We start from the raw sequence: 20425 nt of genomic DNA on the forward strand, positions 1-20425 counted from the left end.
CAGGGTTTCACGTGAACCTGAGAGGCGCCGCCGGAAAAGGTTTCACGTGAATCACTTGCCGATGCAAAACTCCGAGAAGATCACGTCGAGCAGCTGTTCGACATCCACCCGCCCGGTAATTCTCCCCAGGTATTCAGCCGCAAGCCGAAGCTGTTCGGTGCGCAGTTCAAGATCTGCGTCAATCTCCGAGATTGCCGCGTCGAGCGCCGCCAAACATTTCGTCAGCGAATCCTTGTGCCGCTGCCGGCTGGGGATGGCCAGAGACAGGCCACTGAAACGCTCGGCGACAATGCCCCCGATCAGCTGGCGCAACTCCGACAGACCGTCACCGGTCAGCGTCGAAATCTGCAGGTCATAGCGATCCGAACCAGTTTCAACGAGATCCTTCTTCGTTCCGACAGTAACATGGGGCAAAGTCTGCTCCAAGTCGCCGGGAATCAACGGATTGCTCATGTCGACCAACAGCAGCGCTAGATCGGCATCACGAAGCGCAACACGCGCGCGTCGCACGCCCTCCATTTCCACCCGGTCGTCCACCTGGCGCAGACCGGCGGTGTCATAGAGTTTGACAAGATAGCCGTCAATATCGAGATCGACTTGCAGCACATCACGGGTCGTTCCGGCAATGTCCGTGACGATTGCGACGTCACGCCGGGCCAGAGCGTTCAGCAGGCTCGATTTTCCGGCATTCGGAGCGCCGGCGATCACCACTTTAAAGCCGTCCCTGATGATTTCGCCCGCCGAGGCCGATTTGAGATGAAGGCCAATATCGTCACGAAGCCGCTTCATGTCGGTCCAGACCATATCCGAGACGGAGCCTGGAACGTCGTCTTCGTCGGGGAAATCAAACTCAGCCTCGATCAAGGCCCGAGCCCGGGTTAATCGTTCCGCCCACGAATCGTAAATTGCCGAGACACCGCCGGCACTCTGCTCCACGGCAAGACGACGCTGCATTTCTGTTTCGGCGCCGATCAGGTCGGCGAGCCCCTCAACCTCGACAAGATCAAGCTTGCCGTTTTCAAAGGCCCGCCGCGAAAACTCGCCTTCGTTGGCCATACGAACACCTGGAATATCGCCGAGTTCGGAGAACAATGCCGCCAGCACGGCCTTACTGCCGTGGATCTGCAACTCGGCCACATCCTCGCCGGTGAAGGAGTGCGGGGCGGGAAAAAACAGCACCAAGCCGTTGTCGATCGGCTGGCTGTTACGAGTCCGAATCGTTCTGTAGGAAGCCGATCGGTCCGCCGGCACGGATCCCGCCAGCCGGGCCAATATATCTCTGGTCAGCGGACCGCTGACGCGGACGACTGAAACACCCGAGGGCGGAGCACCGCTCGAAAGCGCATAGATGGTATCATTCAACATGGCCATGCGTCCGGTTTTCAGTTCGAGTCCGAATCGATTCCCTCAAACAAAAAGCTGGCGACATCGAGACGATGCGCCAGCTCTCACAATCGGAATCCGGCTAAGGATTAGGTATTCATCGAATCGAAGAAGTCCGAATTGTTTTTCGTCTGTTTGAGTTTGTCGATCAGGAATTCGATCGCATCGGTGGTGCCCATAGGCGCAAGAATACGGCGTAGAACGAAGATCTTCTGCAGATCCTGGCGCGGAACAAGAAGGTCCTCCTTGCGTGTGCCGGACTTCAGAATATCCATCGCCGGGAAGATGCGCTTATCGGCAACCTTGCGGTCAAGGACGATTTCGGAGTTGCCGGTACCCTTGAACTCTTCAAAGATGACTTCGTCCATGCGGCTGCCCGTATCGATCAACGCGGTAGCGATGATCGTCAGAGAACCGCCTTCCTCGATGTTGCGCGCGGCGCCGAAGAAGCGCTTCGGCCGCTGCAGCGCGTTGGCATCGACGCCACCTGTCAGAACCTTGCCGGAGGAGGGAACGACCGTGTTATAGGCGCGGCCCAGACGTGTAATCGAATCGAGCAGGATGACGACATCGCGCCCGTGCTCAACCAGACGCTTTGCTTTTTCGATGACCATTTCGGCCACCTGGACGTGACGCACCGCCGGTTCGTCGAAGGTCGAGGAGATAACCTCGCCGCGGACCGAGCGCTGCATATCGGTCACTTCCTCGGGACGTTCGTCGATCAGGAGAACGATGAGATAACATTCCGGATGGTTGGCCGTGATCGAGTGCGCGATGTTCTGGAGAAGCACGGTCTTACCGGTCCGCGGCGGCGCGACGATCAGTCCGCGTTGGCCCTTGCCGAGCGGCGCCACGAGGTCGATCACACGCGGCGACAGATCCTTGGAGGTCGGGATCTCGAGTTCCATCTTGAAGCGCTCGTTCGGGTAGAGCGGCGTCAGGTTGTCGAAATGAACCTTGTGACGAATCTTTTCCGGATCGTCAAAATTGATGGTGTTGACCTTCAGCAGCGCGAAATAACGCTCGCCTTCCTTTGGCCCGCGGATCGGTCCCTCGACCGTGTCGCCGGTTTTCAGCGAGAAACGGCGGATCTGCGACGGCGAGATGTAGATGTCGTCGGGACCGGGCAGGTAGTTTGCGTTCGCCGAACGCAGAAAGCCGAAACCGTCCTGCAGCACCTCGACGACCCCTTCGCCGATGATTTCCACATCCTGGCTGGCAAGCATTTTGAGGATCGCAAACATCAGCTCCTGCTTACGCATCGTGCTTGCATTCTCGACCTCGAGCGATTCGGCGAAAGCCAGAAGATCCGTCGGGGATTTGCTCTTAAGTTCCTGAAGCTTCATTTCAGCCATGAAGTGACCAATACTCTTTTCAATTTCGAAGGGGAAAGGCGATGTTGGGTCGTATTCGGTACTGCGAAAGGGGCTCGCAGACGACTGAAATCTACACACATGCCACGTAGATGAGATGCGCGGAAAATAGCGACTCGTTATCGCCGCCGCAAGGGGGCTGCTTAAAATGAAGCAAATTTAACCTGAGAGAGGATTTCTCGTCAGAACGGCTTCACCACGACGAGGATCACGATCGCGATCATCAGCAATGTCGGCGCCTCGTTCATGAACCGCCAGTAGCGCGCAGAACGGCGATTTTCATCCCGCTCGAACGCCCGCACGGCGCTGCTGAAGAACATATGGATCGCGGTCAGCAGCACCACCAGACCGATCTTCGCATGCAGCCAGCCGCCCTGGAACCCGTAGACCGACCAGGCGAGATAGAGACCGAAGATCCAGGTCAGCATCATCGCCGGCGTCATGATGATGCGAAGCAGCCGGCGCTCCATCACCTTGAAGGTTTCCGACTGCACCGAGCCTGGTTCGGCCTCCGTATGATAGATGAACAACCGCGGCATATAGAACAGCCCTGCCATCCAGGAGATGACGGCGATGATATGAAGCGCCTTGATCCAGAGATAGAGGTTGTCGGGATTCCAGGCGAAAAGCCCGACCGCCATCAGCGCGAAGAAGGACAGGGCAAAATGCGCGCGGCGCCGGGCGTAAGCGCCAGCTCTGCGGTCCGTCTCTTTTTCCATCGTCACGCCCGGGGCATCCGTAAACCCCGCACGCGCTCGACCAGCAAACGCACCTGTTCGGGGTCGGCTTGCGGCGTGATGCCGTGGCCGAGATTGAAGATCAGCGGTCCATTGCCGAGATGATGAAGAATATCATCGATACCCTCTTCCAGCGCCAGGCCGCCGGCAACGACGCGCATCGGATCGAGATTGCCCTGAACCGGACCATCCTTCTGAAGATCGGCGGCAAAGGCCAACGGAACGGACCAGTCTAGACCGATCGCATCCGTTCCAGTCTTCTGGCGATAGGTCTTCAGCTGGTATCCCGCACCCTTGGCGAAGGCGATAATGCGCGCCTGCGGCCGTCGCGCCTTGATCGAGGCGATCATCCGTGCAACCGGCTTGACAGCGAAGGCGTCGAACTCTTTCTCACCGAGAACACCCGCCCAGGAATCGAAAATCTGCACGGCATCGGCGCCGGCATCGATCTGCGCCACCAGATAATCGGCCGAAACGTCGGCAAGCAGCATCAGCAGATGCTCGAAGGCGCGGGGATGTTTGTAGGCGAAGAGACGGGCAGGGGCCTGATCCGCGGTGCCATGGCCGGCGATCATGTACGTCGCAACCGTCCAAGGCGCGCCGCAGAAACCAAGCAGAGCCGTTTCTTCAGGCAATTCGTGCCGCAACCGCCGCACCGTTTCCAGAACCGGTCTGAGATAATCGACAACGTCGTCGCCGTTCAATCTGCCGATGCCCGCTTCATCGATTGGATCCATCTCCGGTCCGTGACCTTCAGTGAAACGAACATTCCGCTTCATCGCGTCGGGAATGACGAGGATGTCGGAAAATAGGATCGCTGCATCGAAGCCATAGCGGCGGATTGGCTGCAAGGTCACTTCGACGGCGTAATCGGGCGTGTAGCAGAGATCGAGGAAACTGCCGGCCTTTGCCCGAATCTCCCTGTATTCCGGCAGATAGCGTCCAGCCTGTCTCATCAGCCAGAGAGGAGGAGGGAAAACGCATTCGCCGTCGAGAACCCTCATGATCTTTCGCCGCGTATCGCTCAAGCGCGTCTTCCCTATAAAAAATCAAAGATATTTTAAAAGGTTTCTATTTCTTAGAGTCGGTGTCTATCAAGGATTAAAATCCATCCACTGCCGATGCCATTTGTCGCGTGTTCGAAGAGAAACTCGAAAGAATTTCTCCATTCCCGTCAATTTCCGGGGAGAATCTGAATCCGAAAGCGATTCCAGATCCTTGCCGGGAGACGTGTTTCTTCGCGCCTGTGGATAGGCTGTGGGTGGCTGGACGACAAGTTGATTTCATCCCCAGCCTCCACAGGAGCGATCGAAACCGGTTAGCAAAATTCGAAATGTGGATAAGCAGGCATGTTTTCCCTTGCTCGAGGCAGCCTAGCCGCCTTAGCTCTCCATCATCCAGTCTTTTCAACAGGCAGCGGAAAATAACGTGGAGAACAGAACGAACTTCTTTCATCTGCACCTGATTTCTGACTCGACCGGAGAGACTCTCATCTCCGCCGGCCGCGCCGCTTCGGCGCAGTTCAGATCCGCTCAGCCGATCGAGCATGTCTATCCGCTGATCCGCAATCGCAAACAACTGCTGCCGGTTCTTCAGGCGATCGATGATGCGCCCGGGATCGTGCTCTACACGATTGTCGACCGCGATCTGGCGAGCCTGATCGACGAACGCTGCGTCGAGATGGGGGTCGCTTCCGTCAATGTCTTGGAGCCGGTCATGAACGCGTTCCAGATCTATCTCGGCGCCCCGTCCCGCCGCCGGGTCGGCGCCCAGCATGTGATGAATGCCGGTTACTTCGCACGCATCGAGGCGTTGAACTTCACCATGGATCATGACGACGGCCAGATGCCGGATGACTACAATGATGCCGATGTCGTCATCATCGGGATTAGCCGGACATCGAAGACGCCGACCAGCATCTATCTCGCCAATCGCGGTATCAAGACCGCGAATATTCCGATCGTCTACGGCGTACCCTTGCCGGAGAGCCTGCTCGCAGCAACAAAACCGCTGATCGTCTGCCTGATCGCCACCACCGACCGCATTTCCCAGGTCCGGGAAAATCGCGTGCTCGGGACGACGCAAGGTTTCGACCGGGAGCACTATACCGATCGAGCCACGATCTCGGAGGAGCTGAAATATGCCCGCTCCCTCTGCGCCCGCCACGGATGGCCGCTGATCGACGTTACTCGCCGCTCAATCGAGGAAACGGCGGCCGCCATTGTTGCCCTCCGCCCGAAGCTGCGCTAAGCGCAGACGAAAAGCCGGGAGTGGGAGAATCCATGACACCGAAACTCATCCTTGCATCGTCAAGCCCTTTTCGGCGAATGCTGATGGAAAATGCCGGTCTCTCCTTTGAGGCACATCCCGCTGAGATCGACGAAAGGGCGGTTGAGGCGCCGCTGGAAAAAGCCGCTGCGAAGCCGGATACCGTCGCCTGCATCCTGGCCAAGGCTAAAGCCGAAGACGTCAGCACCCGTTTTCCCGAGAGCCTCGTCATCGGTTCGGATCAGACGATGTCGCTCGGCGACCGCGTTTTCCACAAACCGAAGGACATGGCCGACGCAGCGAACCATCTTCGCGCCCTGTCGGGCACGACCCATCGGCTGAACAGCGCCATCGCTATCGTCCGCGGCGGCGCCGTTTTGTGGGAGCATGTCGGCCATGCGGAACTGACGATGCGACCCTTGACGGAAGATTTCATCGCCAGGCACTTGGCGCGGGTCGGCGAACGCGCGCTCTCCAGCGTCGGCGCCTACCAGCTGGAAGGCGAGGGCATTCAACTCTTCGAGAAGATCGAGGGCGACTATTTCACCATACTGGGGTTGCCGATGCTTCCGCTCCTGAGAAAATTGCGAGAATTCGGAACGATCGATGGATGATTCACGTGAAACACTGGGGCCGAACGCGTTTGTCACGGGCTTTCCCGTCAAGCATTCACGCTCGCCGCTGATCCATGGATACTGGCTGAAGAGACTTGGCCTGCCGGGCAGCTACTGCGCCCACGAGGTGGCGCCGGATGCCTTTCCGTATTTCATTGCCTCGCTGAAGGACGGCAGTTCCGGTTTTATCGGAGGCAATGTCACCATCCCCCACAAGGAACTTGCCTTCCGGCTCGCCGACAAGCCGGACGATCTGGCGCATGAGCTCGGTGCCTCGAATACGCTCTGGTTGGAGAATGGCCTCCTGCACGCCACCAATACCGACGGCCGCGGCTTCACCGCCAATCTCGACGAGCGCCATCCCGGCTGGGACCGTCATGATACGGCCGTGGTCTTCGGCGCCGGCGGCGCAAGCCGGGCGATCATTCAGGCGGTCCGCGATCGTGGCTTCAGGGAAATCCATGTCGTCAACCGCACCGTCGAACGCGCGCGCGAACTGGCCGATCGCTTCGGCCCGAGAATTCGAGCCCATCCGGTGGGCGCGCTTGCCGACGTCATGCATGGCGCTGGCCTCTTCATCAACACGACCTCGCTCGGCATGGATGGCGAAGCGGCGCCGTTGATCGATTTTGCGCCGCTTGCAGCAGATGCCGTCGTCACCGATATCGTCTACGTCCCCTTGAAGACACCGATCCTGAGACAGGCGGAAGAGCAGGGACTGTCGGTCGTCGATGGTCTCGGCATGCTGCTGCACCAGGCTGTTCCCGGTTTCGAAAAATGGTTCGGCGAGCGCCCTGTGGTTGATGCGGCACTGCGAGCTCTGATCATTGCTGACATGGAAGCGCACTGATGCTGAAGATCGGACTCACGGGCTCAATCGGAATGGGCAAGTCGACGGTCGGCAAACTCTTTGCCGAAGCGGGAATCCCCTTGAACGATTCCGACGCTGTGGTCCACGATCTCTACTCCGGGGAGGCAGCGCCGTTGGTGAACGCCGCTTTTCCCGGCACGATGACGGATGGAGCAGTCGACCGGCATGAGCTAGGCCGCCAGCTCGCGCTTGATCCCGAAGGCTTTAAACGTCTCGAAGCGATCGTTCATCCGCTGGTTCGCAAACGGGAAACGGAATTTCTGGCGCGACAGCAGGCCGCCGGCGCTGAAATGGTGCTGCTCGATATTCCGCTGCTCTTCGAAACCGGCGCCTGGGAAAGAGTGGATGTCATCGTCGTCGTCAGCACCGATCCACAGATTCAGCGTCAGCGGGTGCTTGCACGCGACGACATGACCGAAGAAAAATTCGATATGATTCTCGCTCGCCAGACCCCGGATGCGGAAAAACGACGCCGCGCCGATTATCTGGTCGACACCAGCCACAGCATTGCCGAGACGCGGGCGCAGGTGCTTGAGATCATCGCCGAACTGAAAATGCGGATTGCCAAGGGAGATTTCCGGAATGCGTGAGATCATCTTCGATACGGAAACCACCGGCCTCGATAACCGCGCCGACCGTATCATCGAAATCGGCGGCATCGAGCTCTTCAACCATTTTCCGACCGGCAACACGCTGCATATCTACATCAATCCGGGAGACCAGAAGGTCCATCCGGATGCACTTGCGGTACACGGCATCACCGATGAATTCCTGAAGGACAAGAAGCCTTTCGCCGCGGTGGCCGACGAAATCCTCGCCTTCTTCGGCGACGGCAAGTGGATTGCTCATAACGCGACCTTCGATATGGGCTTCATCAACGCCGAATTCGCGCGCATTGGTTTGCCGCCAATCCTGCCGGACAAGGTGGTCGATACGCTGTCGATGGCGCGGCGCAAGCACCCGATGGGACCGAACTCGCTCGACGCCCTTTGCCGGCGTTACGGCATCGACAACTCGCACCGTACCAAACACGGCGCGCTGCTCGACTCCGAACTATTGGCCGAAGTCTATATCGAGATGATCGGCGGCAGACAGGCAGCGTTCGGCCTGAGCATATCGGGTCAACCAGGCCAGGCGGCCCGCGGTGAAATGGCGATGGAAGACGATATGGCGTTTGCTGCGGCACTCGAACGCCCTCGTCCGCTTGGCTCCCGCCTCAGTCAGTCCGAAGCACAGGCGCATGAGGCGCTGGTCGCCAAGCTCGGCGAAAAGGGCATCTGGGCGAAATACGCCAGCTCGAATTGAAAATGCCCGGGACCGGCCCGGGCATCCGCATGTCAGAATCATAAGAATTCGATCAGTTCGGAACGGCCTGAACCTTGGCGCGGGCCTGTTCTTCGGCAACGCGCTGAGCGAACATCTGCGTGAAGTCGATTGGGTCGATCATCAACGGCGGGAAGCCGCCATTGCGGGTCACGTCGGCGATGATCTGACGGGCGAAGGGGAAGAGCATGCGCGGGCACTCGATGAAGAGTACCGGCAGCATGTGCTCCTGCGGGAAGCCGGCAACGCGGAAGACGCCGCCATAGACGAGTTCGGTGTGGAACACCGTCTTGTCGCCGTCCTTGGCTTCGGCATTCAGCGACAGCACGACATCGAAATCCGTGTCGGAAAGCGGGTTGGCGTTGACGTTCACATTGATGTTGATCGTCGGCGCCTTGTCGCGGGCCTGCAGAGAACGCGGCGCACCCGGATTTTCGAAGGAGAGGTCCTTGGTATATTGCGCAAGGATCGAAAGAGTGGGGTTCGTCGCACCGTTGCTGTTGTTATCGTCTGCCATTGGCTTTTCCTCGAAGGGCATGGGAATGGTGCCGCCATCTAACATTTCGGGGAGGGGCTTACAACCCTGGGCGCAAGCCGCACCCTATCGCCGGCAAAGCCTCAGTCACCGAGATGTTTGCCGGACCATGGCGAGTTCCGGTTCGGCTCTCTATGATAGTCCTCCTCGTCGAGATCGACCACCTTTGAATTCGGGTTGCGATCGCGGAAACCAGGTTTCGGGCCAGCGCCAAAGCCGCCCTTGGCGTTGACGACGACGAAGCGTTTGGCGATCGATCGCCAGACGAAATCCCGCAGCGGCGGAATGAGAATGAGGATGGCGATGATATCCGTGAGGAAGCCGGGAATGATCAGGAGCAGCGCGGCAATGACCGTCATCGCCGGCTTCAGCAGATCGCGTCCGGGCATGACGCCGTTCCGTCCTTCGTTCGACATGCGCCGCAGGATACCGATCCCCTGCCGGCGCAGCAAGACCACGCCGAGGAGGAAGCTCGCCATGACGAGCGCAAGCGTCAGCGCCAGGCCGATCGCCCGACCGACGACGACGAAGCCGGCAATTTCGCCAAGCGGTAGCAACAGAATGAAAGCCGGCAGAATTGAAAAACGCATGGTCGTCATGTCCCGGGCTTACCGGTCTCCTCGTGGCGCCGGCGAAGATGCCAGCCATGATTTGAATCATCTGTATAGGCGGACTATATGGGAGTACAAATCAGAGATGTTAACGGCGGTTGCGACAGGATATGAGTTCGAACGACTTCATCACATTATTCTTCCTGGTGGCGGCGGTGCTGATTTTCTTTCAGCTCCGTTCCGTGCTCGGGCGCCGCACTGGCAATGAGAAGCCGCCGCGCGATCTCTATAGCCCGCGCGATGCGGCTCCGCCCGAGGCCGCTGATGCCGGTAAGGTCGTGACCCTCCCGCGCCGTGATGCGACAGCCGACGATGAGGATCGCTTCTCCGCCATCGACGCCTTTGCCGCACCGGGGACACCGCTCAACGAATCGCTGCGCGCCCTGAACAAGGCCGATCCTTCCTTCAGCCCGAAGGAGTTTCTGAACGGCGCCCGCATGGCCTACGAAATGGTCGTCATGGCCTATGCCGATGGTGACCGCAAAACGCTGAAGAGCCTTTTGTCCCGCGAGGTCTATGACGGGTTCGAGGCGGCCATCGCCGAGCGTGAAACCCGGGGCGAGAAGGTCAAGTCCACCTTCGTCGGTATCGACAAGGCCGAAATCACCCATGCCGAGACGAAGGGCAGCGAAGCACAGATCACCGTGCGCATCGTCAGCCAGCTGATATCGGCGACTTACGACAAGGCGGATGTCCTGATCGAGGGCGACGCCGAAAACGTCGCCGAGGTCAACGACCTCTGGACCTTCGCCCGCGACACCCGCTCGCGCGATCCGAACTGGAAACTTGTGGCGACCGAATCGGAACATGAGTGATCAGGCATCGGACTTCGTCCTGCAAGCCATCAGCTTCGATCGTTTGGAAGGCTGGAAGGATGATGATCCCTCCGGCCTTTTTGAAGTGATGCGACACTGCCGGCGGCAGATCACCGACGTCAAACCCTACCGCACCGGGTCGCTCGGCCTGAGCGCGGAGGACTTGCTTCCGCTTCTGATGGACGCTGAAAATTTTACGCCGTCGTCGCCGGCAGCGGCGCGCACTTTTTTCGAAACGCGTTGCCTGCCCTTTCTGATCCGCCGCAAGGACGGCAAGTCCGGTTTCGTCACCGCCTTTTACGAGCCGGAGATCGAGGTATCGGATCGGCCAAACGAGGTTTTCCGTTTTCCCTTCTACAGCCGTCCGAACGATCTGATCGATCTCGATGACGGCAATCGTCCGGCCGAATTGGATGGATCCTATGCTTTCGGCCGACTGCATGACGACGGCCGCATTGGCGCTTATCCGGATCGCCGCGAGATCGATCAGGGCTTTCTCGACGGCCGCGGCCTCGAAATCGCCTGGGCGAAATCGAAGGTCGATGTTTTCTTCGTCCACGTGCAGGGCGCCGCGCGCCTGCGTTATCGAGACGGGCGTATCGGCCGTATCACTTACGCGGCAAAAGCAGGGCATCCCTTCTCGGCAATCGGCAAGCTCTTGATCGACCGCGGTGAAATCGACCGTGGCGAGATTTCCATGCAGTCGATCCGCGCCTGGCTAGCCCGCAATTCCGAGCGGGTGGATGAGGTTCTATGGCATAACCGCTCTTATATTTTCTTCCGCGAAACGCCCTCGCGGGCTATCAGCCTGCGAACCGCTGATACTGAGGCCGGTCCGATCGCCGCCGCCAAGGTGCCGCTTCTCGCCGGGCGCTCGCTTGCGGTCGACCGGCTGATCCATACCTTCGGTTTCCCCTTTTTCATCCGCGCCGACAGCCTCACTCATCTTGATCATGGCCGCCCCTTCCGCCGGCTGATGCTGGCGCTCGATACAGGCTCGGCGATCGTCGGGCCTGCGCGCGGCGATATTTTTACCGGTTCGGGGGACTTGGCCGGAGAACGCGCCGGCACCGTCCGAAACGATGCCGATTTCGTCATCCTCATCCCCAACGCCGCCGCCGGACGTTTCAACTGATGGCCAGGGATCGCAAGCTCAGCGCCGATGAGAGGATTCTGTGGGGCAAGGTTGCCCGCAGCACGCGGCCGATGCCCGGCAAGGCGAACGAGTTGACCGAGCTTGACGCTTTTCTTGCCGAAACCGAAGCGGCAGCCGAACGGCAGACAGCCGAAAAGCAGACCTCCGTTTCGCCGACGGCGGCACAGCCGGCCCCACCGTCGACGCCGAGACAGCCGGCTAAGGTGCACCATCCGCTGGAAAGGCCGGTCAAGCGCAAGATCGCCAAGGGCCGTCTGGCGCTCGAGGCGCGCATCGATCTGCATGGCCTGGTGCAGAGCGAGGCCCATGTCATCCTCCTCGATTTTTTGATCCGCGCCCATGAGCGCGGCATGCGCCATGTGCTTGTCATCACCGGCAAGGGCAGCTCCCTGGGCAGCGAAGGTGCATTGAAGCGGGCCGTCCCCCTGTGGTTCGCGAAGCCCGAATTCCGCTACCTGATCTCCTCCTACGAGTCCGCCGCGCAGCATCATGGCGGCGACGGCGCGCTCTATATTCGCCTGTCGCGGCGGCATGGGGAAAAGCCATGACTCCCTTCGGAGAGGCGGTTCGCAGGCTGAGAGCCCGCAAGGGCGTCTCGCAGAAGGAGATGGCCGAAGCGCTGAACGTCTCCCCCGCCTATCTCTCGGCGCTCGAACATGGCAAGCGCGGCCTGCCGACATTCGACCTGCTGCAGCGCATCGCCGGCTATTTCAACATCATCTGGGACGAGGCCGAGGAACTGTTCCTGCTTGCCCGTTCCTCCAACCCCCGCGTCGTCATCGACACGTCGGGCCTGCCGCCGGAATATACCGAATTCGCCAACCGGCTGGCCCGGCGGATCCGCAGCCTTGACAGTGCAGAGATAGGCCGGCTATCGGCTGTTCTCGAAAATGACGGCAAAGGCGACGGAAAAGCGTCATAATCCCCTGTTTTATGGCTTGTTCAGGGGACTTGCCATTGGGAACCGGGCTCAAAAAACCTATATACGAGAGTGAAGAAAGCCGGTGATTCGCAGGGCGCGCCGCCGCTTTACGACAACAGGGAAAATCTCGACAGAATGAGCGATACATCCGCGACGGAAAACGGCGTAAGCAGCGAATATGGCGCAGATTCCATCAAGGTCCTGAAGGGCCTCGACGCCGTGCGCAAGCGCCCCGGCATGTATATCGGCGACACTGACGATGGCTCCGGCCTCCACCACATGGTCTATGAAGTTGTCGACAACGCGATCGACGAAGCGCTTGCCGGTCATGCCGACATCGTCACCGTCACTCTCAATCCGGATGGTTCGGTAACGGTCACCGACAACGGCCGCGGCATCCCGACCGACATCCATAGCGGCGAAGGCGTGTCGGCAGCGGAAGTCATCATGACGCAGCTGCATGCCGGCGGCAAATTCGACCAGAATTCCTACAAGGTCTCCGGCGGTCTGCACGGCGTCGGTGTTTCCGTCGTCAACGCGCTCTCGGTCTGGCTGAAGCTGAAGATCCGCCGCCATGGCAAGATCCATGAAATGAGCTTCACTCATGGCGTCGCCGATGCTCCGCTGAAGGTCACGGGCGATGCCCCCGATTCGACCGGTACGGAAGTCAGCTTCATGCCGAGCAGCGAAACCTTCACCATGACCGAATTCGATTACGGGACGCTGGAGCACCGCCTGCGTGAACTCGCATTTCTGAATTCCGGCGTCCGTATTCTCCTGGCCGACAAGCGTCATTCCGATATCAAGCAGGAGGAAATGCGCTATGACGGCGGCCTCGAGGCCTTCGTCTCTTATCTCGACCGCGCCAAGAAGCCGCTCGTCGACAAGCCGGTCGCCATCCGCGGCGAAAAGGACGGCATCACCGTCGAAGTGGCGATGTGGTGGAACGACAGCTATCACGAGAACGTGCTCTGCTTCACCAACAACATTCCCCAGCGCGACGGCGGCACCCATATGGCCGGTTTCCGCGCGGCCTTGACCCGTCAGGTGGTTTCCTATGCCGACAATTCCGGCATCACCAAAAAGGAAAAGGTGACGCTGCAGGGGGAAGACTGCCGCGAGGGTCTGACGGCAGTTCTGTCGGTCAAGGTGCCCGATCCGAAATTCTCGTCGCAGACGAAGGACAAGCTTGTTTCCTCGGAAGTCCGCCCTGTCGTCGAAAGCCTCGTCAACGAGGCGCTGAACACCTGGTTCGAAGAACATCCGAGCGAAGCCAAGATCCTCGTCGGCAAGGTCGTCGAGGCGGCAGCCGCGCGCGAAGCGGCCCGCAAGGCCCGTGAATTGACCCGCCGCAAGGGTGCGCTCGATATCGCCTCGCTACCGGGCAAGCTCGCCGACTGCTCCGAACGCGACCCGGCCAAATCCGAAGTCTTCCTGGTCGAGGGCGATTCCGCCGGCGGCTCGGCCAAGCAGGGCCGGTCGCGCGAAAACCAGGCGATCCTGCCGCTGCGCGGCAAGATCCTGAATGTGGAACGGGCCCGTTTCGACAAGATGCTCTCCAGCCAGGAAATCGGCACGCTGATTACCGCGCTCGGCACCGGTATCGGCAAGGACGAGTTCAACGCCGAAAAGCTGCGTTATCACAAGATCATCATCATGACGGACGCCGATGTCGACGGCGCCCACATCCGTACCCTGCTGCTCACCTTCTTCTTCCGCCAGATGCCGGAACTGATCGAGCGCGGCCATCTCTACATCGCCCAGCCACCGCTCTATAAGGTCGCACGCGGCAAATCGGTGCAGTATCTGAAGGATGAGAAGGCGCTCGAGGAATATCTCATCGCCCAGGGTCTCGAAGATGCAGCGTTGAGGCTCGGCAGCGGCGAGGTCCGCACCGGCCAGGACCTGCGCGAAGTTATCCTCGATGCGCTGCGCATGCGCGCTTTGCTCGACAATCTCCATTCGCGCTACAATCGCGCCGTCGTCGAACAGGCGGCGATCGCCGGCGCGCTCAATGCCGAGCTCGTCAGCGATCAGGCAAGAGCGCAGGCATTGGCGAGCGAGGTCGCAAGCCGCCTCGACATCATCGCCGAAGAGACTGAGCGCGGCTGGCAGGGCGACCTGGCGAGCGATGGCGGCCTGCGCCTCGAGCGCATGGTCCGCGGCGTCAAGGAAGTGGTCGTGCTCGACATGGCGTTGATCGGCTCCTCCGATGCCCGTCACATCGACCAGCTGACCGCGCGCCTCAAGGAAATCTACCAGACACCGCCGTCGCTGCACCGGCGCGAAGGCGACATCGAGATTTCAGGGCCGCGCGCCCTGCTCGACGCGATCTTCGCCAGCGGCCGCAAGGGTCTCAGCATGCAGCGCTACAAGGGTCTCGGTGAGATGAATGCCGAGCAACTCTGGGAAACGACGCTCGATCCGAATGTCCGTTCGCTGCTGCAGGTCAAGGTTGCCGACGCCACCGATGCCGATGGGCTCTTTGCCCGCCTGATGGGGGACGAAGTCGAGCCACGGCGCGAATTCATCCAGGACAATGCGCTAAGCGTCGCAAACCTCGATATCTGATCGATATGCCTTCAACAAAAAGCCCCGCCGTCGCAGGACGGCGGGGCTTTCGCTTATTCTGATGTCGCTCAGTTGGCTAGGAAATGGCCGTTAAAGGCGAGATCGGAGAGCGGCTTGCGCTGGCTCGGGATTTCGCGCGCCTGATTGCGTTCTGAAAGGACGCGCTTGTCGGCCAGACGGCCGACGGCAACGCCTGCTTCGACCCGGTAGCCCTCGGGGATATCGAACGTTTTTTTGATGTCCTCATGTTTGATGCCGCCCATGCCATGGGCATAGAAGCCGGAAAGGCGCGCCTGCAGCGCCAGATATCCCCAGGCTGCACCGGCGTCGAAGGAATGGGTGTAGCTCGGCTTTTCCTCGCCGGATCCGGCAACGCCGGTGAAGCTGCGTGAGACGACGAAGATCAGCGCCGATGCGTTCTTCGCCCATTCCTGATTGGCATCGACAAGCAGTGCGACGAATTTCTCCCAATGCTCCGAGCCCTTGAGGGCATAGATGAAGCGCCAGGGCTGCTGGTTGGACGAGGACGGCGCCCAATGGGCGGCTTCGAGCAGGCTGAGCAGCTGTGCCTCCTCGATGATTTCGCCGGTAAAGGCGCGCGGCGACCAACGGTCGAGAAACATCGGATCGATCGGATATTGGGATTCGCGGTTATTGCTCTGCGTCATGCTTGTTCCAGGGTTGGGACATAAAAATCGTTGAGGTCAATCGGTCCAGACGATGTCGAGTTCCTCGCGGAAGGCGAAACGCTTCAGATGAGCGTCGATCACGCTTTGCATCCCTGCCTGCTGGTCGGGATCGGCAACGGAAAGCGTCATGGTGAGCGCCGCATCGTCGGCGGCGAATATCACCTCGGCGCTATCGCTGAACGGCACCCGGCCCTTATGAGGATCGAAATCGACGCTGAACTTGTGGCTCCAGTGTTTGCAGAGCTGCTGCAGGTACCGGCTCGCATGTTCGGTGCGTACGACGGCCTTGGAGAGGTGCATGTCGAACTCCATCTCGTGTTGGACGACAGCATGTCGCACCAAAATGTGCAGCGGTTTTGCGATAACGACATGCGTAAAACAAGGACCTGAAGCGCGGGCCAAGCGAATCTGAAAGGTCGTGACGCGCTTTAGAGCCAAGTCATATTTCCTGCTTCGCCGGCTTGGCAAGCGCAGCATCGTCGCAGTTGCGTGGACGGACTGTCTCCATAAAAGCGGCCTTACGCGTGCGCCGAAGCAGGGTAATGGACTGCTTCAATCGATCGGTTGGAGAAGTGCGCATGCTGGTGAACGGAAAATGGACGGAAGACTGGCAGCCCGTTCAGGCGAAGGATGAAAAAGGCGGCTTCGTCAGGCAGGTTTCGAGTTTCCGCAATTGGGTGACGCCGGATGGCAGCGCCGGGCCGACAGGCGAGGGCGGTTTTGAAGCCAGCCTCGGCCGCTACCATCTCTATGTCGCCTATATCTGCCCCTGGGCCTCGCGCACCCTGGTCGGCCGTAAGCTCAAGGGCCTGGAAGAGGTCATTTCCGTCTCCGTCGTCGAACCGGTGCTGACGAAGCAGGGCTGGCGCTTCGGCGACTATCCCGGTGCAACGCGGGATCATGTCAATGGCATGAGCTACATGCATGAAATTTACACGAGGGCAGCGCCCGGTTTCACCGGCCGCGCCACCGTCCCGGTTCTCTGGGACAAGCAGAGGCAGACCATCGTCAACAATGAATCTGCCGATATCCTGCGCATGCTGAACAGCGGCTTCGGTGAACTGGCGAAAAATCCGATCGATCTTTATCCCATCGAAAGGCGCGCCGAGATCGACGCTTTCAACGAACGTATTTATCCCGCCCTCAACAACGGGGTCTATCGCGCCGGTTTTGCCACGACCCAGATCGCCTATGAGGAAGCCTTCGCCGATGTCTTCTCCTGCCTCGATTGGATCGAGCCGAAATTCGAATGCAGGTCTTTCCTCTTCGCGGATCACCCCACGGAAAGCGATATCCGCCTTTTCGTGACGCTGGTGCGCTTCGACGTCGCCTATCACGGCATCTTCAAATGCAATCTGCGCCGGCTTTCGGACTATGCCAATCTGCGCACCTTCTGCCGGCGCATGCTGGATTGGCCGGGCATTGCCGACACGGTGAATCTCGACCACATCAAGCGCGGGTACTACTCGGTCGAAAGCCTGAACCCGGCGAAAATCGTTCCTGCCGGTCCGGATCTCTCCGAAATTTTCTAGTAACGCCGTACCGCTTCCGGGCAAAGCCGTAATGACACCGATGAATAATTCGTTCATAGGTGGCTGCAAATTCGTTTTCGATGAGGAGGCATTCCATGAAGCTGATGCGTGTTGGCGAAGCAGGTCGGGAAAAACCGGCGCTTCTCGATGCCGATGGCAAGATCCGCGATCTCTCGGCGCATGTCGCCGACATCGGCGGCGAGGCAATCTCGCCGGCCGGCCTTGCAAGGATCGCCGCGCTCGATCCGAAGAGCCTGCCGGAACTTGCCTCCGGCCGGATCGGAGCCTGCGTAGCCGGCACGGGCAAATTCATCTGTATTGGCCTCAATTTCTCCGACCATGCCGCCGAAACCGGCGCCACCGTGCCGCCCGAGCCGGTCATCTTCATGAAGGCGACCTCGGCGATCGTTGGCCCGAACGACACCGTGCTGATCCCGCGCGGTTCCGAAAAGACCGATTGGGAAGTCGAGCTCGGCGTCGTCATCGGCAAAACGGCGAAATATGTCAGTGAAGCCGAGGCGCTCGACTACGTCGCCGGCTACTGTGTGTCCCACGACGTGTCCGAACGCGCCTTCCAGACCGAGCGCGCCGGCCAGTGGACCAAGGGCAAGTCCTGCGACACTTTCGGCCCGATCGGCCCCTGGCTGGTCACCAAGGATGAGATCGCCGATCCCCAGAACCTCGGCATGTGGTTGAAGGTTAACGGCCAGACGATGCAGAACGGTTCGTCCAAGACCATGGTTTATGGCGTCGCCCACGTCGTTTCCTATCTCAGCCAGTTCATGTCGCTGCATCCGGGCGATGTCATCTCGACGGGGACACCGCCCGGCGTCGGCATGGGCATGAAGCCGCCGCGCTTCCTCAGGGACGGCGATGTCGTCGAGCTTGGCATCGAAGGGCTCGGCAGTCAGAAGCAGAGCTTCGTTGCGGATCGTTAACGACGCTACTTCAGCGGAACCTTAAGTTTTCCGTCTACGTGATGCCGGAGATCAACTCTCCGGCATTTCCTGTGCAGCTTCGGGACGTCCATGTTGCTGTGCAACAGAAACCTGTTAGTCTGCGTTACGTGCCAGCGTGCGGAAAGAGCTCGATGTCTATCAACCGACGTCATCTTTTCGATAGATGAAAGGCAGCGCCTTCTATGTTCTATCAGCTTTATGAATTGAATCATGCCGCTATGGCGCCGTTTCGCGCCGCAGCGGACATCATGCGATTTGCCTATGCCAATCCGCTGAATCCGTTCTCTCACACACCCTTCGGCCGGGCGATGGCGGCAAGCCTCGAAATGTTCGAGCGCACGACGCGTCGCTACGGAAAGCCGGAATTCGGGTTGAAGCAGACGACGATCGGCGCGCAGACGGTTTCCGTCCGCGAAGAGGTCGTCTGGTCGAGATCCTTCTGCAATCTCCTGCATTTCGCACGGAACGTTCCGCCCGGCCGGGCCAGCGATCCCCGTATCCTGATCGTCGCGCCGATGTCCGGCCACTATGCGACGCTCTTGCGCGGTACGGTCGAGGCGCTGCTGCCGAGCGCCGATGTCTACATCACAGATTGGATCGACGCCCGCATGGTGCCGATGACGGAAGGCAGGTTCGATTTCGACGATTATGTCGATTACGTCATCGAGATGCTGCATTTCCTCGGTCACGACACCCATGTCATCGCCGTCTGTCAACCCTCCGTTCCGGTGCTCGCTGCAGCGGCGGTAATGGAGGAAGCCAACGATCCGCTCTCGCCGTCCTCGATGACGCTGATGGGCGGCCCGATCGACACGCGCATCAACCCGACGGCGGTGAACAAGCTCGCCCAGGAGCGGTCGCTGCAGTGGTTTTCCGACAATGTCATCATGGACGTTCCTTGGCCGCAGCCGGGCTTCATGCGCCCTGTCTATCCGGGCTTCCTGCAGCTGTCGGGCTTCATGTCGATGAACCTCGATCGCCACCTCGTCGCCCACAAGGAATTCTTCATGCATCTCGTGAAGAACGACGGCGAGCCGGAAAAACATCGCGATTTCTACGACGAATATCTCGCCGTCATGGATCTGACCGCCGAATTCTATCTGCAGACGGTCGAGCAGGTCTTTATGAAGCATTCGCTGCCGAAGGGCGAGTTGATGCATCGCGGCAAGCGCGTCGACCCGGCCGCGATCCGCAACGTCGCGCTGCTGACCGTCGAGGGCGAGAATGACGACATTTCAGGCGTCGGCCAGACCAGGGCGGCCCAGACCATCTGTGTCAACATTCCTGAAGACATGCGCATGCACTATCTTCAGCCGGATGTCGGCCATTACGGCGTTTTCAACGGCTCGCGCTTCCGTCGCGAGATCGCGCCGCGCATCGTCGATTTCGTCCGCCAGCATTCCCGCGCCGCCGTCAAGCCGCGGGTGCCGCGTGTGATCAAGGGCGGACGGACAGCGTGATTCAGCGACGTCTGAATTAGCAACGCCGATTCAAGGCTTTGTCCGATTTCGCCGGCAATCGTCTTGAAGGCGGTTCTTGCGGTTACCACATCGATTTCCAGCGTTCGGCATCTTGCCGGGCGCCGAAAGCGAGGATACCGCACGATGAACCAGTCAGCATTGCTTCGACCGGATTGGACTCCGGCTACCATTGCCCTGATGATTCTCGGCTTCATGGTTTTCTGGCCTCTGGGTCTGGCCATGCTTGCCTATATCATCTTCGGCGATCGTCTGCGCGGCTTCAAGCGCGACGTCAATCAGGCGACCGATGGTTTCTTTGCCTCCTGCCGCCGTTCGCATGGCCGCCACCGCCCGCATTTCTCGACCGGCAATGTCGCCTTCGACGACTGGCGTAAGGCCGAGCTCGACCGGATCGAGGAAGAGCGCCGCAAGCTCGACGAAATGCGCGAGGAATTCGACGAATATCTGCGTGAACTCCGCCGCGCCAAGGACCAGGAAGAGTTCGACCGCTTCATGCGTGACCGCAAGAACGCCAAGCGCGACGACAACGGCCCGGTCGCGGAGTTCCAGACGCCGTGAAGGCCTAAAGCATGTCGCGCAAAAGTG

22 protein-coding genes are annotated in these 20425 nt (G+C 59.8%); 14 read left to right on the forward strand and 8 right to left on the reverse strand.

All coding sequences use genetic code 11. The features are described 5' to 3' along the window. Positions 1-51: 51 nt before the first annotated feature. The 4 genes from mnmE to hemE form a co-directional block, all read right to left on the reverse strand. Positions 52-1371 carry a tRNA uridine-5-carboxymethylaminomethyl(34) synthesis GTPase MnmE gene (mnmE, locus tag HJC04_RS12075; RefSeq protein WP_221146292.1) on the reverse strand — a complete coding sequence of 440 codons (1320 nt, stop codon included), beginning with the start codon at positions 1369-1371 and terminating at the stop codon, positions 52-54. Positions 1372-1472: 101 nt separating this feature from the next. After that, positions 1473-2738 carry a transcription termination factor Rho gene (gene rho / locus HJC04_RS12080; RefSeq protein WP_003589536.1) on the reverse strand — a complete coding sequence of 422 codons (1266 nt, stop codon included), beginning with the start codon at positions 2736-2738 and terminating at the stop codon, positions 1473-1475. 200 nt (positions 2739-2938) lie between these two features. Then, the gene (gene hemJ / locus HJC04_RS12085; RefSeq protein ID WP_210633054.1) at positions 2939-3475 is read right to left on the reverse strand and encodes a protoporphyrinogen oxidase HemJ; all 537 of its coding nucleotides are present in this window, start codon (positions 3473-3475) and stop codon (positions 2939-2941) included. A gap of 2 nt (positions 3476-3477) precedes the next feature. Beyond that, a complete protein-coding gene (gene hemE, locus HJC04_RS12090) occupies positions 3478-4521 on the reverse strand; it encodes a uroporphyrinogen decarboxylase (RefSeq protein WP_221146294.1) in 1044 nt (347 codons plus the stop codon). Positions 4522-4921: 400 nt separating this feature from the next. Between hemE and HJC04_RS12095 the strand changes: the two genes are divergently transcribed. From HJC04_RS12095 to dnaQ, 5 genes are read left to right on the forward strand one after another with little or no spacing between them, the layout of a single operon-like run. Continuing rightward, positions 4922-5743, forward strand: a complete 822-nt coding sequence (locus tag HJC04_RS12095; protein ID WP_210632793.1) for a pyruvate, water dikinase regulatory protein — start codon at positions 4922-4924, stop codon at positions 5741-5743. A gap of 32 nt (positions 5744-5775) precedes the next feature. Further along, positions 5776-6375 carry a Maf-like protein gene (locus HJC04_RS12100; protein ID WP_221146296.1) on the forward strand — a complete coding sequence of 200 codons (600 nt, stop codon included), beginning with the start codon at positions 5776-5778 and terminating at the stop codon, positions 6373-6375. Continuing rightward, on the forward strand, positions 6368-7225 hold the full coding sequence (locus HJC04_RS12105; protein ID WP_210632795.1) for a shikimate dehydrogenase: 858 nt from the start codon (positions 6368-6370) through the stop codon (positions 7223-7225). The genes HJC04_RS12100 and HJC04_RS12105 overlap by 8 nt, the downstream gene beginning before the upstream one ends. Continuing rightward, a complete protein-coding gene (gene coaE / locus HJC04_RS12110) occupies positions 7225-7836 on the forward strand; it encodes a dephospho-CoA kinase (RefSeq protein WP_210632796.1) in 612 nt (203 codons plus the stop codon). The genes HJC04_RS12105 and coaE overlap by 1 nt, the downstream gene beginning before the upstream one ends. Continuing rightward, the gene (dnaQ, locus tag HJC04_RS12115; protein WP_210632797.1) at positions 7829-8551 is read left to right on the forward strand and encodes a DNA polymerase III subunit epsilon; all 723 of its coding nucleotides are present in this window, start codon (positions 7829-7831) and stop codon (positions 8549-8551) included. The genes coaE and dnaQ overlap by 8 nt, the downstream gene beginning before the upstream one ends. Before the next feature lie 52 nt (positions 8552-8603). Here dnaQ and secB read toward each other — a convergent pair whose 3' ends face one another. Together secB and HJC04_RS12125 are read right to left on the reverse strand one after the other, a co-directional pair. Then, a complete protein-coding gene (gene secB, locus HJC04_RS12120; protein WP_011423412.1) occupies positions 8604-9086 on the reverse strand; it encodes a protein-export chaperone SecB in 483 nt (160 codons plus the stop codon). A gap of 101 nt (positions 9087-9187) precedes the next feature. Then, the gene (locus HJC04_RS12125) at positions 9188-9694 is read right to left on the reverse strand and encodes an FxsA family protein (RefSeq protein WP_311044464.1); all 507 of its coding nucleotides are present in this window, start codon (positions 9692-9694) and stop codon (positions 9188-9190) included. Between the two features lie 131 nt (positions 9695-9825). On the opposite strand from HJC04_RS12125, the gene HJC04_RS12130 reads away from it, so the two are divergent. The 5 genes from HJC04_RS12130 to gyrB all read left to right on the forward strand — a co-directional run bounded on the left by HJC04_RS12130 (position 9826) and on the right by gyrB (position 15179). Then, positions 9826-10530 (forward strand): Tim44/TimA family putative adaptor protein, encoded by a 705-nt coding sequence (locus tag HJC04_RS12130; RefSeq protein WP_210632799.1) that lies wholly within the window; start codon positions 9826-9828, stop codon positions 10528-10530. Beyond that, the gene (locus HJC04_RS12135) at positions 10523-11665 is read left to right on the forward strand and encodes a murein transglycosylase A (protein WP_210632800.1); all 1143 of its coding nucleotides are present in this window, start codon (positions 10523-10525) and stop codon (positions 11663-11665) included. Before HJC04_RS12130 ends, HJC04_RS12135 begins: the two co-directional genes overlap by 8 nt. Then, complete coding sequence (locus tag HJC04_RS12140) at positions 11665-12234, forward strand: Smr/MutS family protein (RefSeq protein WP_221146300.1); 570 nt, start codon at positions 11665-11667, stop codon at positions 12232-12234. The genes HJC04_RS12135 and HJC04_RS12140 overlap by 1 nt, the downstream gene beginning before the upstream one ends. Next, on the forward strand, positions 12231-12608 hold the full coding sequence (locus HJC04_RS12145) for a helix-turn-helix domain-containing protein (RefSeq protein WP_210632802.1): 378 nt from the start codon (positions 12231-12233) through the stop codon (positions 12606-12608). The genes HJC04_RS12140 and HJC04_RS12145 overlap by 4 nt, the downstream gene beginning before the upstream one ends. 135 nt (positions 12609-12743) lie before the next feature. Continuing rightward, positions 12744-15179: a DNA topoisomerase (ATP-hydrolyzing) subunit B gene (gyrB, locus tag HJC04_RS12150; RefSeq protein ID WP_210632803.1), complete on the forward strand. Its 2436-nt coding sequence runs from the start codon at positions 12744-12746 to the stop codon at positions 15177-15179. Between the two features lie 68 nt (positions 15180-15247). On the opposite strand, the gene HJC04_RS12155 is transcribed toward gyrB, so the two are convergent. Then, the gene (locus HJC04_RS12155; RefSeq protein ID WP_210632804.1) at positions 15248-15847 is read right to left on the reverse strand and encodes a nitroreductase family protein; all 600 of its coding nucleotides are present in this window, start codon (positions 15845-15847) and stop codon (positions 15248-15250) included. Between the two features lie 36 nt (positions 15848-15883). After that, on the reverse strand, positions 15884-16168 hold the full coding sequence (locus tag HJC04_RS12160) for a DUF2218 domain-containing protein (protein WP_210632805.1): 285 nt from the start codon (positions 16166-16168) through the stop codon (positions 15884-15886). Positions 16169-16446: 278 nt separating this feature from the next. On the opposite strand from HJC04_RS12160, the gene HJC04_RS12165 reads away from it, so the two are divergent. The 4 genes from HJC04_RS12165 to HJC04_RS12180 all read left to right on the forward strand — a co-directional run bounded on the left by HJC04_RS12165 (position 16447) and on the right by HJC04_RS12180 (position 20398). Further along, entirely contained in the window at positions 16447-17400 is a 954-nt protein-coding gene (locus HJC04_RS12165; protein WP_210632806.1) for a glutathione S-transferase family protein, read from the forward strand. Positions 17401-17495: 95 nt separating this feature from the next. Continuing rightward, a complete protein-coding gene (locus HJC04_RS12170) occupies positions 17496-18338 on the forward strand; it encodes a fumarylacetoacetate hydrolase family protein (RefSeq protein WP_210632807.1) in 843 nt (280 codons plus the stop codon). Between the two features lie 203 nt (positions 18339-18541). Further along, entirely contained in the window at positions 18542-19819 is a 1278-nt protein-coding gene (locus HJC04_RS12175) for a polyhydroxyalkanoate depolymerase (RefSeq protein WP_210632808.1), read from the forward strand. A gap of 144 nt (positions 19820-19963) precedes the next feature. Further along, a complete protein-coding gene (locus HJC04_RS12180; protein WP_064800136.1) occupies positions 19964-20398 on the forward strand; it encodes a DUF2852 domain-containing protein in 435 nt (144 codons plus the stop codon). The last annotated feature ends 27 nt before the right edge of the window (positions 20399-20425 follow it).

It is taken from the genome of Rhizobium sp. NLR8a (assembly GCF_019685235.1).
Taxonomy (GTDB): domain Bacteria; phylum Pseudomonadota; class Alphaproteobacteria; order Rhizobiales; family Rhizobiaceae; genus Rhizobium.